Source organism: Thiorhodovibrio winogradskyi (genome assembly GCF_036208045.1).
Classification (GTDB): Bacteria; Pseudomonadota; Gammaproteobacteria; order Chromatiales; family Chromatiaceae; genus Thiorhodovibrio; species Thiorhodovibrio winogradskyi.
Genome location: NZ_CP121472.1, coordinates 2,949,705 through 2,962,604, shown reverse-complemented (window position 1 = coordinate 2,962,604; position 12,900 = coordinate 2,949,705). Strand labels below are relative to the sequence as shown.

The following is a 12,900-nucleotide window of genomic DNA, read 5'->3' as shown; positions in this document are numbered from 1 at the left end:
ATGGCGCCACCCATGAAAGTCTTGCAGTTCATCTGCTCCACCGGCTTTTACGGTGCCGAGCGCTGGATCCTGGCCTTGGCGTACTATCTGGACCCAAGCCAGGTCCAATGCGAGCTCGCCGTCACGGCAGAAGCGCAAAATGCCGACCTGCAACTGGTCAAGGAATACCAAAAGACCGGCCAGGCCACCCATGCCATTCCCATGTCCGGCCGCTTCGACCTCCGGGCCATCCGCCGGCTAGCGGACCTGCTAACCTCCCAGCGGTTCGACCTCATCCACACCCACGGCTACAAGTCAGACATCCTCGGCATCCTCGCCGCCCGCCGCGCCGGTATCCCCGTCATCGTCACCCCCCATGGTTTCGAGAGCGCGCGGGACATCAAGCTCAGGCTCTTCGTCTGGCTGGGGTGCAAGTTCATGCGCTATGCCGACTGCGTCGCGCCGCTTTCCCCGCAACTCATGGACGATGCCCGCCGCCACGGGGTACCCGAGGCGAGGCTGACCTACATCCAGAATGGTGTAAACCTCAAGGAAGTCGAAGCCATCGCGCAAAACCCAGCCGCCGTCGCGCCAAAACAGAAAAAACGCATCGGCTTCATCGGCCAGCTGATCAGCCGCAAGAACATCGGCGAGATGCTGGACATCTTCGCCACACTCTGCCAGTCTCGAGATGACGTGGAACTCATCCTAGTCGGCGATGGTGAAGAACGCGCAAACCTCCAAGCCCAGGCCGCGCGCCTGCCTTGCACGGCCGACATTTACTTCCTCGGATTTCGTGACGATCGGCTGGAATTGCTCAAATCCTTCGACCTTTTCACCATGACCAGCACCCTCGAAGGCATCCCCCGCTGCCTGATGGAAGCCGCCGCCATGAGCGTGCCCGTCGCGGCCTATGACATCCCCGGCATCGATCAACTGGTCAAACACCAACACACAGGTTTGCTCGCCCCCTTCGGCGACCAAGCCGCTCTGCTCGCCCACTGGAACACACTGCTTGACCACCCCGAACAAGGCCAGGCCCACGCCAAAGCCGGCCTGGACTTCGTCCACCAGCACTATTCCGCCAAACGCATGGCCGAGGAATACACGCAGCTCTTCTACCGCGTCCGAGAGGCAGCCCGAGCCTGAGACGCCCGCAACTGCTCTTCCTGCTCAGCATCGACACCAAGGAAAGCTGGGACTGGTCGGACTTTAATCATAAACCCGGCTAGTCGCTTGTTTCAGTTATTGTTGCCACATGCGAGCCCCGGTGCAAGCGACCAAACAAAAACTGTGGAAAGATAGCGTTTTTAACAAAAACTTTGGCTTTTTAAGAAAAAATGGGTTGCCTCGGCTACCAATTGCTCTGCGAACGCTTCCAGCTACCGGCATTTCCGCTATCGAGACCCGCGCGGGTTGCGCCTGTATCGCGGGTAACGCAGACGGCGGATGCCCTGCTGGTGCCCGCGCAGGTTGCGCCCGGACAAGATGAGCCACTCGAGCAGCTGTTGTTCGCGCTCAAGCATGAAGGGGTCAACCTGCCAGTCCTGGCGCAGGTGCTCAAGCACATCCCTGGCAGCGACATCCTGCGCCGGGTTCAGGCGACGCCCTCGAGTCGCTATGTTCGCGTCCTGGGTTTTTTGTGGGAGGCCTTCCAAGGTCGCGAGCTTGAGGGCGACGTTGCGATCACGGGTCCAACCGTTGATCTGTTCGATGCCAAGCGCTACCTAACCGCGCCCGGTCAACGCAATGCGCGCTGGAAGGTCAATTTCAACGGGCTGGGATCGCTGCGTTACGCGGTCACCGTGGAGCGTACGCCAGCCATTGAAGGCTTGCTCGCGCTGAATATTCTCGATCACGCAAATGCCTTTGTCGCGGGGCTTGGGCCGCAGGCAACTGATCGGGCGCTGGCCTGGGCGTACCTGCATGAGACCGAAAATTCGTTCGCGCTTGAGCGTGAGACACCATCGCAGGACAAGGCCGAGGCCTTTGTGGCGCTGCTGAAACAGGCGCACCAGCCGCGACCGATGGACGAAGACTATTTGGTCGAGTTGCAAAACGCCGCCATCACCAATCCACTGGATCGAGCCGCTGCTTATCGCCACGAACAAAACTGGCTGCGCGGACCCCTGCGGGGTGCAGCCGGTATCACCTATGTACCGCCACCACCCGAACTGGTGACTGCGCTGATGGACGGGGTGCTGGTGTTTGCCAATGCCCTGCCGAAAGTGATCGACCCGCTGGTCGCAGCGGCCATCGCGTCCTTCGGGTTAGTGTTCATTCACCCATTCATGGATGGCAATGGCCGGCTGTCGCGGTTTCTGTTTCACTACGCGCTCTGCCAGTCTGCCCGCATGGGCAGTGGGTTGCTGTTACCTGTGTCGGTCGCGATGAAACGCAATGAAGCAGCCTACCTCAACGCCTTGCAAAGTTTCTCCATGCCTATGCGCCGCTGCTGGGATGTGCGTTGGTTGAGCGATGAAACCTACGATTTTCGTTTCCGGGGTGACGAAGCGCTCTATCGATACTGGGATGCAACGCAGATCGTCGAGTTCAGCCTCAACATGGCCAGGCAAGCGCTCGAGAAAGACCTGCGTGAAGAGACCGAATTTCTTGATCGCTTCGACCGGGTGTATCGCCAAATCGATGAACGCTTCGATGTGCGCGGCAATGCATTGACGACCTTGGTGATTACCGCTTTGCAAAACAACGGCAAGGTATCGAAGAACCGACGCAAGCAATTTCAGTTCACCGTTCCAGCCCCAGTATTTGATGCCATTGAGCAGGTGTGCGAGCAGGCACTAAAATGAGGTTCATCACCGGCATAGGCAGGGTGCCGTCTGGGCCTTAAGCATAACCCGGGCCACTTGTCCGTTGAGCCGGGGCTTGTGGGAGCGGCTTAAGCCGCGATCACCGTATCGCGGCTAAAGCCGCTCCCACGAGTAATGGCCCGGGAATTGCTCAAATCCTTCGACCTCTTCACCATGACCAGCACACTCGAGGGCATCCCCCGCTGCCTGATGGAAGCCGCCGCCATGGGCGTGCCCGGTCGCGGCCTACGACATCCCCGGCATCGATCAACTGGTCAAACACCAACACACAGGCTTGCTCGCCCCCTTCGGCGACCAAGCCGCTCTGCTCGCCCACTGGAACACACTGCTTGACCACCCCGCACAGGGCCAGGCCCTCGCCAAAGCCGGCCTGGACTTCGTCCACCAGCACTATTCAGCCAAGCGCATGGCCGAGGAATACACGCAGATCTTCTACCGCGTCCGAGAGGCAGCCCGAGCCTGAGACGTCCGCAACTGCTCTTCCTGCTCATCATCCATGTCGAGGCACGCCGGGACTGGACATAGAGAAAAGTAGCTCCTTAAGTCATACGCTTGGTTATACTTGGTATAACCAAGCGACGACCGTTCAGCCCATGCAGCCGATCAAACAACTCGCTCGTGTGCTCGCGACGCTCTCCAACGAAAGACAGGCCTTGTTCACGCTGGCTGACTTGCGCTCGGCGCTGCCAACGCACCGCCCGGGCGCCTTGCGAGCGGTGATTATGCGCGCCGAGCGCGACGGGCTCCTCATGCGCGTGTGTCGCGGTCTTTATCTTTACCCAGTCGTGGGCAGCAACGACGGTCTGCTTCTCTACCACGCGGCAGCCCGTCTGCGCGCGAGTGTATTCAACTACATCAGCCTGGAGTCAGCGCTCAGCGACGCGGGCGTCATCTCGCAGATCCCGATAAATCATGTCACGCTCATGTCTTCCGGGCGCACCACCACATTATCATGTGGCGCGTTCGGATCCATTGAATTTGTGCACACAAAAAAACGCCCGAATGAATTGGCCGATCAACTCATCTACGATGCCCGTTGTCATCTCTGGCGTGCCCCCGTGGAGCTGGCACTGCGAGATATGAAGGCAGTGCGCCGCGATCTCGATCTAGTGCAATGGGATGCCGTTGATGACGCTCTTTGATCGTTTGGTAGACGAGGCGCTGCGCCAACAAAGCGATCTGGCACCCTTGCGCACGGTTGTCGAGAAAGAGCTCCTGCATCACGACATCCTGCGAGAAATGGCCGAGGCGGGGCTACTACAAGCCCTCACTTTTATCGGTGGGACCTGTTTGCGCGCCTGCTATGGATCGAATCGGTTGAGCGAGGATCTCGATTTCACAGGTGGGACCGAATTTAATCGAGCCGCGCTTGCAAGTCTCGGCGATGTTCTCGTCGAGCGCTTACAAGCCAAGTACGGGCTGAGTGTCCGGGTCAGTGAGCCAGTCCGCGACAGCGGTAAGGTCGCCACCTGGAAGATGCGCGTGATGACCCGCCCAGGGCGTCACGATCTGCCAGCCCAGCGAATCAACATCGATATTTGTGCGATTCCGAGCCATGATCGTCGTCCGATGCTGTTGCGCAATCCCTATGGCGTTGATATGGGCACAAGCGGGCTCATTCTGCAGGCCGAAAGCCGCGACGAGATTCTAGCTGACAAGCTGATTGCCTTCGTCTTGCGACCAAACCGAATCAAGCACCGCGATCTCTGGGACATTGGCTGGCTTGTTCAACAAGGCACAGAACTCCCGCTGTCGCTGATTCCCGTCAAGATCAAGGATCATCAGCGCACAACGCCAGACTTCCTCGCACGCCTTACCGAACGGAGACGACAGCTGCTGGAGGACCCGGAAATCCAAGCGGGTTTCGTCCGCGAGATGGCTCGTTTCTTGCCCCAAGGGATGATTTCCAAGACACTGATGCAAAAGGCATTCTGGACCTGGCTAACCGAACTCATTGCAGATATGTGTAAAAAGACTGAAGCCGCTCTCGACGCATCCGAAACCACCCGATCTTTTCCAATGTAATCAGCCCCTCGTGCCCCTCGTTCCAACGCTCCAGCGTTGGAATGCAGGCCGGCCGCTCCAACAGTTAGGGATGCTCAGCCGAAGACGGCAGCCGGAGTATGCGCTCGCCGCGCCATACACGCACGACGCGGACGCGCCCCGGATCAAGGCGGTAGACGATCCGGAATGGTGAGTGGATCAATTCGCGCAGGAAGGTTTGGCCAAACTCAGGAACGATACGCCCAATCTTGGGATGGTTTGAGAGGTCTTCGATGTGCTCAAGGATCTCCAGAAGGAGTCGTTCGCCGACCTCTGGAACCCCTTGCTCTTCGTACCATTTCCGAATGTCCTCCAAGTCACCAAGAGCCGATTCGGCAAGCGTGACCCGAATATCAGGCATCCGCTTGGGACAAGCCAAGTCGGGATTTGGCCTCGACAAGCGATACGTCCCGACCGGCATCCAGGTCGGCGAGTCCGGTCACGACCGCCCGCATAAAATCTCGCTCGTTCGCATCGCGCTCGAAGTCAGCCAAAGACTGAACGACCGCCACGCCGCGACCCTGGGTCGTCAGCAGCACGGGGCGGTGTGCCTCGGCAGCCTGCCGCACGACACGCCCTGGATTGACCTTGAGGTCGGTCAAAGGCACCACGTCTTCTGAAAACTTTACGCGCATAGCTTTTGTTCTCCAGAGTTCTCTCGATCAACGAAAATTATAGATGATCGGCGGTTCACCCGCCCCATCTGGTCACAGATGAGGACAATAATTTTGCGATCAGGCTTGCCGCCACGCCCGTTTTTGCTATGGCGCCAAAGCAAGCTTAATCCAGCTTGGCGAGGACAAGGCCCATTGGCTCGAGATTGACCTGCTATATTTTCCAGCAAGGTGCAACCACTGGGCCTTGATCATGACCTGGGCCACCTGAGCCTGCCGGTTACCCCACGGGACCCGAGTCTCCTGCTGGACGGGGCATTCGCCCCGTCCGCACCGTTTTCGTGCTCTCGGGTTGGCACGAGTGATAATCATCGCCTAACCACTGGCCAATCAGCAGCGCCTAAGCTGTCATTTGCACGGCTGACTTTAACAATTTCACTTTCCCAGCGTTAATGTGCCAAGCATTTGGATTGAAAGCCTTTCTCGGCCTGTCCGCCCAGGAATGGCGCGCACGAACCACTGGCGCAACACCACCGGACTGGGCGCAATTCCTCTGGCGTGGCGGCTTTCCCGCCCTTTGGGCCGGACCGGCGGAGACCCTTCCTGATCGCGAACGCTGGTACCAGGGCTATCTGGCCAGCTATCTTGAACGCGATGTCCGCAATCTGCTCAACGTCGGCAACCTGCGGGATTTCGAGCGGTTTCTGCGCGCCTGCGCTGCGCTTTGCGGCCAAACGCTCAATATGTCCGAACTGGGGCGCGATGTCGGTGTCTCCGCAACCACCGCGAAACAATGGATCAGCGTGCTGGTCGCGTCTAACCAAATCTTGCTGTTGGAACCCTATTATCGCTCCCAGGGAAAACGTCTCGCCAAGTCGCCCAAGCTCTATTTCACCGATACCGGACTGGCCGCCTTTCTGCTCGGATTCGCCGCCGCCGAGACCCTCCTGACGGGCGGGAAGCCGGCGCACTGTGGGAAAACCATGTGGTGATCCAATGGTTGCGCTGGCGCGACTGGCATCAGCCCTCCGCCAACCTCTGGTACTGGCGCGACCAAGCAGGCAACGAGGTGGACCTGCTGATTGAACGCAACGGCGCGCTGCACGCCATTGAATGCAAACTCACCGAACAACCCGGTCCGCGCGACACCCGCGGACTAACCAAGCTGCGCGCCTTTTGCGGCAACCAAGTCGCCACACGCGCATGGATCGCCTGCACCACGCGGCAGCGCCATGAAATCGCACCAGGAGTGGATGCGATTTCAGGCTGGGAAATCTGGGACTTGGATGCCGAATGAACCCTCTCGATCAGAGACAAAGTATGGAGAATCGGCGGTTCCCCGCGCCATCTGGTCACCGATGTGGACTATAATTCTGCGATCAGGGAATGAACCGCAACGGCCAAGCGACCAGAGACCAGAGACCAGAGACCGCAAGGCAGCATTGAGCGGATTGACAGCGAGTCGAGGATCCTGCACCAATTCTTACCGCAGGACGCTGGCTCTGGCGGATATCGCGAAAGAAAAGCATATCTAAGGGTAACTGGCCACCGACCCGACCCGGAGTGCGGGGTCGCCTCGTTGCCATCGGTCCAGACGGCAAGTGCAATGACTGTTGTTTTGCTAACATACCTGGTGAGGGATGCGAAGTAATCAATTCAAGCTTGACACCATAATCGATCTACCATGACTAGCACCCTTGAGGGCATCCCCAGATACCTGATGGAAGCTGCCGCCATGGGCGTACCTGTCGCGGCCTACGTCATTCCTGGGATCGATCAACTGGTCATACCCCAACACACTGGCTTGCTCGCGGCCTTCGGCGATCAAACCACTCTGCTCGCGCACTGGAACACATTGCTCGACCAACCGGACTTTGGCCAGACGCTCGCCAAAGGCGGCTTAGACTTCGTCCATCGGCACAGCTCCGCAAAGCGAATGACCGAGGAATACACACAACTATTCTATCGCGTCCGAGAGGTAGCCCAATCGTGAGACGCCCTCAGGTGCTCTTCCTACTCAGTATTGACACCGAGGAAAGCTGGGACTGGTCAGGCCCCTTCCCTGAGAGCAGTTGGTGCGTGGAGAACGTCCAGCAACTGCGGCCCTTCCACCAGGTGTGTTACGACCTTGGGATCAGACCGACCCTGTTCGTCGATTATCCAGTTGCCGCTGACGAGAAGGCAGTCCAGGTGATCCGCGATCTGCAACGCACCGGCCACTATGAAATCGGTGCTCACCTGCACCCTTGGTGCAACCCACCCTATTACGGCTCGCCCAACGAGAGAGACAGTCACGTCGTCAATTTGCCCACTGAGCAGGTGGATGCAAAGCTCAGCCAACTGGTGCGTCTTCTCAAGGAGCGGTTCGGCGTTCAGCCAACAAGCTTCCGCACCGGTCGCTGGGGTATCGATGGAAAGGTCGCGCGGTTACTGAAAAAGCACGGTTTTTCCATCGACTCCAGCGTCTATCCTTTCTGGCAAAATGAGTTTTTCGATTGCCACGACGCGCACCTCGAGCCTTTCTGGGCCAGCCTGCAGGATCCTCAGCGCCCAGCCGTCGCCAAGGACATATTCGAGATCCCCGTCAGCGTCGGCTATAACTGGCGAGATTTCCACCGTGCCAACCGTTGGCACCGGCGGATTTCCTCACGCGGGCTAAGTCCGCTCAAACCCTTGGCCCTCGCCTGGTTCAGCCACTGGCTGCGCAAGCTCTATCTAAGCCCAGAGCTGACTAGCGCCGAAGATATGCTCGGCCTGATCGACCAAATGCTCGCGAATGGCAGGCGCGTCTTCCACATGTACCTGCACAGCTCTAGCTTGATCGATAATCCCAATTCCTTGGTGGCGAACCACAACGCCTTTCACGAAACCAGCCGGGCACTCGCTGCGGTGTTGAGCCATTTGAAAGCAAAAGCCGATGTGCAATGCCGTACTCTCGGCGAGGCCAGGGCGCAGTTGCAGGAGCTAGCGGTTTGAGTCCGAAGGCTAGCCATCTCGTCATTTGTCTCGGCGCGTCTCGGCTCACCTGCCGTGTCTGCGATGCTGAACCGACCGACCAAGCGCCCCTGCCGGAGGCCAAGGTTCAGATGCATCTTCCTTGCCAGCAGATGGGGTGCCTTGCTGGCAGGCTTCAAGGCCAAGTTGCGCTCCCAAATCCACAAGGCAGAGAAGAATGGGCTTCTGGTCAGTACTGGCACAGCAACCTACGAAAAAAACGGCACATGTCCGCTCTATCGCGATTGAGGCATGGTCGCGTATGCCACTCTGGCTAACGACTTGGGGCGGCCCCCAGGATTAGAAAATACATCAGTCTCTAGCTGATCTCTGGAATCCTTGACGGCATGAAGTCAGTGAAAAAGAAACTCGTGCAGGCCATCGCCGTGATCATCGTATCCCCCTTGTTGGTGCTTTATGCCATCATCGGACGCGTTTCAAGTGAAGGCTCATTTTCGACGTTTTCACAGATGCTTGGCCTGCTACCCGGCAAGATGGGGAGCTATCTCCGAGTCGCCTTCTACCGATTTGCGATGCGTTCTTGCGCTCCTGATTGCTTCATCGGATTTCTGGCAGTGTTTTCTCAGCAAGACACGGAAATCGGCCGGGGGGTTTACATCGGCCCCGGATGCAATATCGGTATGTGTGTGATCGGTGCCGATACCTTGTTGGGCAGCGGCGTGCATGTCATCAGCGGTACCCGCCAGCATCACTATGACGACCTTGAAATACCCATCCGCCAACAAGGTGGCGAGTACCAGAAAATTGCAATTGGGGAAGACTGCTGGATAGGAAACGCCGCGCTCATCATGGCGGACGTAGGAAAAAAAAGCATAATAGGCGCGGGTTCCGTGGTGTCCAAGGAGGTTCCTGCGTATTCAATCGTGGTTGGTAATCCCGCACGCGTGATCAAGTCAAGGTTGGACTAGACGACCGAAGAATCCGGAGAAACCCGCATGTCGCGGTTTTGCATGCGGCAAATTTAGCAGATTAATCTGGGGCGAAATCTTGTGCTCGAAGTGGGTGCCGATAGGATCAAGGCAAACCGGGAAGCCCGCTGGACCAAAGCCAGTGGCAATGTCGCCCGATGAAGGGTACCCATTCGCTTCCCAAAGGAGCCCTGCTGTCGGGCTCCGCCAAAATACTCGGCAAGGTCATCGGCTTTGTCAGTACATTGATTCTGGCCAGGTTACTCACGCCAGCTGATTTTGGCCTCATCGCGGCGGTCAGTGTCGTATTGTATCTCTTCGATGTGTTGGGCAATGCCGCCACAGAACAATACATCATGCAGATACAGCGGCTACGCGCCAATGATCTCACTACGGCATGGACAATCAATCTGCTGCTTAAGTCAATGCTCGCGCTGTTGTTGGCGGTTCTCTCTCCCTGGGTGGCCGCCATTCTCAACAAACCGGAAATCACGCTCGCCATCGCCGTTTCCGCACTTGTCTTGCCACTGACCGCACTAAAAAGCCGTTCCTTGCTGCAGCTAAAGCGTCAAATTCGCTATGAGGGGCTTTTTTGGCTTGCGTTGGTTGAAAAGCTGGCCGCCTTCGCCACCGTCTTGATCGGCGCACTGGTGCTCAAATCCTACTGGGCGTTCATTTTCGCTGACCTTGTTTCCAGTGTCGTCGCAGTGGCTTTCAGTTACCTGTGGTTTGGTAAAGGTCCGCGCTTCACTTTAGCCTGCTGGCGTCAGCAGCTGCGTTTCTCGTCCTGGATGATGGGTAAGAATCTAATCGGCTACCTGCGCTCGCAAATCGACACTGTTTTGGTGTCACGCTACTTCTCGGCAAGCATACTTGGGCAATATCACCTGTCCCGTGACCTCGCGATGATGCCTGGCCACTACATCTTGTCCCCGGCAGTCGAGCCAGTTCTCTCGTCATTGCGTAACTCGGTCGACCGTCGGCATGACCAATTTCGGCAGGTCAGCGCGATATTGGTCTTGACCTTTCTCTTGACCTTACCGCTCGCATTTTTTTTTGGATCCTTTGGCAGCGAGGTCGCTCGGGTTGTGTTGGGCGTCCAATGGAAGATGGCGGGACCGCTCCTGGGGATTCTCGCCTGGCTGCTGGTCTACTGGGGATGCGTCTACGTCATTGAGTTGCCACTGATTGCGTCGGGTCGGGTGCGTGCACTTTTTTGGTTCGACGCGTTATCCTTGGCGGTGGTTTCCCTTACGCTTTACGTGGCGCTAAAATACAACGCAGGAATCAATGAGTTCGCCCTCTACCGAGTCGCGGCGGGAGTCATGACAACCATTCTGCTGATCGCTTACGTTTATCATCGACACCTTGCGTTCGCGATTGAGGTTCTTGGTTGGGGATTGGTAATCGGGCTCAGTGCGTTTTTGAGCGCCAACTTGTCGGAAGCTTGTCTGAATCTGCTCGAATTTAGCGCCCAAACGGAAGATTTGGCTGAGACGACAATACAACTGTCTGTGGCGTCAGTCGTTTATGCGCTAAGCTACTTGGGACTGATTATTCTGGTGTTTTCTCTCGACAAAAAAACAAGCACCGGGGCGGAAATAAGAGGCTGGGCAATTCAATTAGTTGAACACTATGGAAAACAAGCGTGATACAAGACCTGACACCCTTTAGGCAGGCAGACAATAACTTAACGCAACACGTTGAGCAGCCGTTTCTTGTAATCTGGCTTACTATTCTCATCGCGCTTTTCTCTGGTGGTTACCCACTGAGCGCGATGGCAGTTTGTACGCGCGAGGTTATCCCGCTCGGTGTCAATCCAGCCACGACAGTGCAAACAGTGAATGAACTGCGGCAAGCGCTAGGCGAAGCCAACCGAAGCGGAAATCGCACCATTTTTCTTCGACCTGGAACCTACCAGGTGGATCGCGCCTTCGAGGTAAAGGGTGATGGGATTACGATTCGAGGCCAAACGGCGTTGCGCTCGGACGTCAAGCTGCTTGGCCGCGGCATGGACAAAGGCCCCTCTCACATCTTTGCCATCACGGGTAACGGCGTCACATTGGCTGATTTTACGGCCGGAAAGGTCTCTAACCACGTCGTACAAGTGCATGGTGAGCGCGGTGTTGAAGATTTCCGCATGCATAATGTTCACTTGTTGGATGCCAGGGAACAGTTACTCAAGGTCTCCTATAATCAAGCGAAACCTAGCCAGTTCGCGACCCGTGGCGTGGTGGAGTGGTGCAGATTCGAGTTCACTGAAGGATATACCTACCAAGGATATGCGGGTGGCATCAGCGCGATCGGAACGAAAGACTGGGTGGTACGCGACAGCGAATTTAACGGCATTCGCGGACCCAACAATGAAGCGACCGGTCCGGCGATTTTGTTCTGGCAAGGCAACGGCAACGCACTCATCGAACGGAATATCATCACCAACTCGGATCGAGGAATTCAAGTTGGTCTTGGTAAGCAGGGAAATAAGGGGGGTGGTACCGTTGTCAACAACATGGTCAGCACGGTCACGGATGTCGGGATCGGAGTCGAGAATGCCAAAAATGTCAACATTTTTCACAATACTGTTCGTTCGATGAATTATCCCAACTCGATCGAGTATCGCTTTCCGGGCACAAGCGGCACACAGATTTTCAACAATCTCGTGGATAGACGCATCAAGGCTCGTGATCAGGGAGCCGGAGTCGTCTCGGGGAATCTTCGATACGGAGGCGACACCTGGTTTTTTGCCAATGCAGATGAGGGGGATTTTCGGCTGGTTGCAGGTCCGGAGAACCTCGTCAATTCCGGAATAGCCTTAACAGATGTCACGTCCGATATTGATTGTGAGCCCCGACCGAGCGGAGATCTGCCGGATATCGGAGCGGATGAGGTCCACAGTGGAGCCGTACCTGGTTTGTTGATCGAGTCTCCGGGCATGGTGGCGGCTTGGTCCGAAGACATTCAAGCAACGCTACCAAGCATCAAGGCGCGCATCGGCTCAAAGTGGCGAGCAAAGAAGAAGACTTTGCTTCTTGTTTTGATCGGCATGACGGAGACCGGACTGGTGTTCCTCTTTCTGTTTCTCTGGGTCCGCTGTCGTCGGCGGTTGAAAAAGCATTAGCGCTTGAAGGTAAACTGCCGATTCAAGAAAAAGTTGAGCATAAAAATGATTCCGGTCGTTAGAATCTGAGCGATCGGATACCAAAAGTTTAAGACATTTACCGCGAGCCAAAAAAGTAAAAGGTTCAGCGCGAAGGTCATGAAGGTAATCAGCAAGTAACGCGGGAAATGCCGTCCGTGCTGTCCGCTTGCCTGGAATACCCATTGGTGCTGAATACTGTAATTGACCAGGATCGCGAATAAAAACCCAACGCCTGAAGCGAGGGTTTCATTCAATGCGAAAAATTCGACAAGAACTGCAAGCACTGCCAGGTGAACCCCCAAGGCAGTGCTTCCGCTCAGGACGTAGCGTAGAAATTGCCCATGCATCTGCGGGAATCCTTACGCGGGCAA

13 protein-coding genes and 1 pseudogene are annotated in these 12,900 nt (G+C 56.7%); 11 read left to right on the top strand and 3 right to left on the bottom strand.

Translation table 11 applies throughout. The annotated features are described in order from the left end of the window. Positions 1-12: 12 nt before the first annotated feature. The 5 genes from Thiowin_RS13425 (at position 13) to Thiowin_RS13405 (ending at position 4,835) form a co-directional block, all read left to right on the top strand. Positions 13-1,128 carry a glycosyltransferase gene (locus Thiowin_RS13425; protein WP_328983514.1) on the top strand — a complete coding sequence of 372 codons (1,116 nt, stop codon included), beginning with the start codon at positions 13-15 and terminating at the stop codon, positions 1,126-1,128. A gap of 311 nt (positions 1,129-1,439) precedes the next feature. Next, positions 1,440-2,789, top strand: a complete 1,350-nt coding sequence (locus Thiowin_RS13420) for a Fic family protein (protein ID WP_328983513.1) — start codon at positions 1,440-1,442, stop codon at positions 2,787-2,789. Between the two features lie 295 nt (positions 2,790-3,084). Continuing rightward, positions 3,085-3,273, top strand: coding sequence for a glycosyltransferase (locus Thiowin_RS13415; RefSeq protein WP_456243434.1), 189 nt, complete (start codon positions 3,085-3,087; stop codon positions 3,271-3,273). Between the two features lie 130 nt (positions 3,274-3,403). Next, positions 3,404-3,952 (top strand): type IV toxin-antitoxin system AbiEi family antitoxin, encoded by a 549-nt coding sequence (gene abiEi, locus Thiowin_RS13410; RefSeq protein ID WP_328983512.1) that lies wholly within the window; start codon positions 3,404-3,406, stop codon positions 3,950-3,952. Between the two features lie 46 nt (positions 3,953-3,998). Continuing rightward, positions 3,999-4,835 carry a nucleotidyl transferase AbiEii/AbiGii toxin family protein gene (locus Thiowin_RS13405; protein ID WP_328983511.1) on the top strand — a complete coding sequence of 279 codons (837 nt, stop codon included), beginning with the start codon at positions 3,999-4,001 and terminating at the stop codon, positions 4,833-4,835. A 64-nt stretch (positions 4,836-4,899) separates the two neighbouring features. Here the strand turns inward: Thiowin_RS13405 and Thiowin_RS13400 are convergent, their stop codons facing one another. Beyond that, complete coding sequence (locus Thiowin_RS13400; RefSeq protein ID WP_328983510.1) at positions 4,900-5,214, bottom strand: type II toxin-antitoxin system RelE/ParE family toxin; 315 nt, start codon at positions 5,212-5,214, stop codon at positions 4,900-4,902. Beyond that, positions 5,207-5,488 (bottom strand): type II toxin-antitoxin system Phd/YefM family antitoxin, encoded by a 282-nt coding sequence (locus Thiowin_RS13395; RefSeq protein ID WP_328983509.1) that lies wholly within the window; start codon positions 5,486-5,488, stop codon positions 5,207-5,209. The genes Thiowin_RS13400 and Thiowin_RS13395 overlap by 8 nt, the downstream gene beginning before the upstream one ends. A gap of 431 nt (positions 5,489-5,919) precedes the next feature. On the opposite strand from Thiowin_RS13395, the pseudogene Thiowin_RS25325 reads away from it, so the two are divergent. The 6 genes and pseudogenes from Thiowin_RS25325 to Thiowin_RS13360 all read left to right on the top strand — a co-directional run bounded on the left by Thiowin_RS25325 (position 5,920) and on the right by Thiowin_RS13360 (position 12,508). After that, a pseudogene (locus Thiowin_RS25325) lies at positions 5,920-6,764 on the top strand (ATP-binding protein). A 387-nt stretch (positions 6,765-7,151) separates the two neighbouring features. Then, positions 7,152-7,460: a glycosyltransferase gene (locus tag Thiowin_RS13380; protein WP_328983506.1), complete on the top strand. Its 309-nt coding sequence runs from the start codon at positions 7,152-7,154 to the stop codon at positions 7,458-7,460. After that, positions 7,457-8,443 carry a polysaccharide deacetylase family protein gene (locus tag Thiowin_RS13375; RefSeq protein WP_328983505.1) on the top strand — a complete coding sequence of 329 codons (987 nt, stop codon included), beginning with the start codon at positions 7,457-7,459 and terminating at the stop codon, positions 8,441-8,443. Before Thiowin_RS13380 ends, Thiowin_RS13375 begins: the two co-directional genes overlap by 4 nt. 365 nt (positions 8,444-8,808) lie before the next feature. Further along, entirely contained in the window at positions 8,809-9,390 is a 582-nt protein-coding gene (locus Thiowin_RS13370) for an acyltransferase (RefSeq protein WP_328983504.1), read from the top strand. 158 nt (positions 9,391-9,548) lie between these two features. Further along, positions 9,549-11,042: an oligosaccharide flippase family protein gene (locus Thiowin_RS13365; RefSeq protein ID WP_328983503.1), complete on the top strand. Its 1,494-nt coding sequence runs from the start codon at positions 9,549-9,551 to the stop codon at positions 11,040-11,042. Continuing rightward, the gene (locus Thiowin_RS13360; protein WP_328983502.1) at positions 11,039-12,508 is read left to right on the top strand and encodes a right-handed parallel beta-helix repeat-containing protein; all 1,470 of its coding nucleotides are present in this window, start codon (positions 11,039-11,041) and stop codon (positions 12,506-12,508) included. Before Thiowin_RS13365 ends, Thiowin_RS13360 begins: the two co-directional genes overlap by 4 nt. Here the strand turns inward: Thiowin_RS13360 and Thiowin_RS13355 are convergent. After that, positions 12,505-12,876: a GtrA family protein gene (locus Thiowin_RS13355; protein ID WP_328983501.1), complete on the bottom strand. Its 372-nt coding sequence runs from the start codon at positions 12,874-12,876 to the stop codon at positions 12,505-12,507. The genes Thiowin_RS13360 and Thiowin_RS13355 overlap by 4 nt on opposite strands. Between the last annotated feature and the right edge of the window lie 24 nt (positions 12,877-12,900).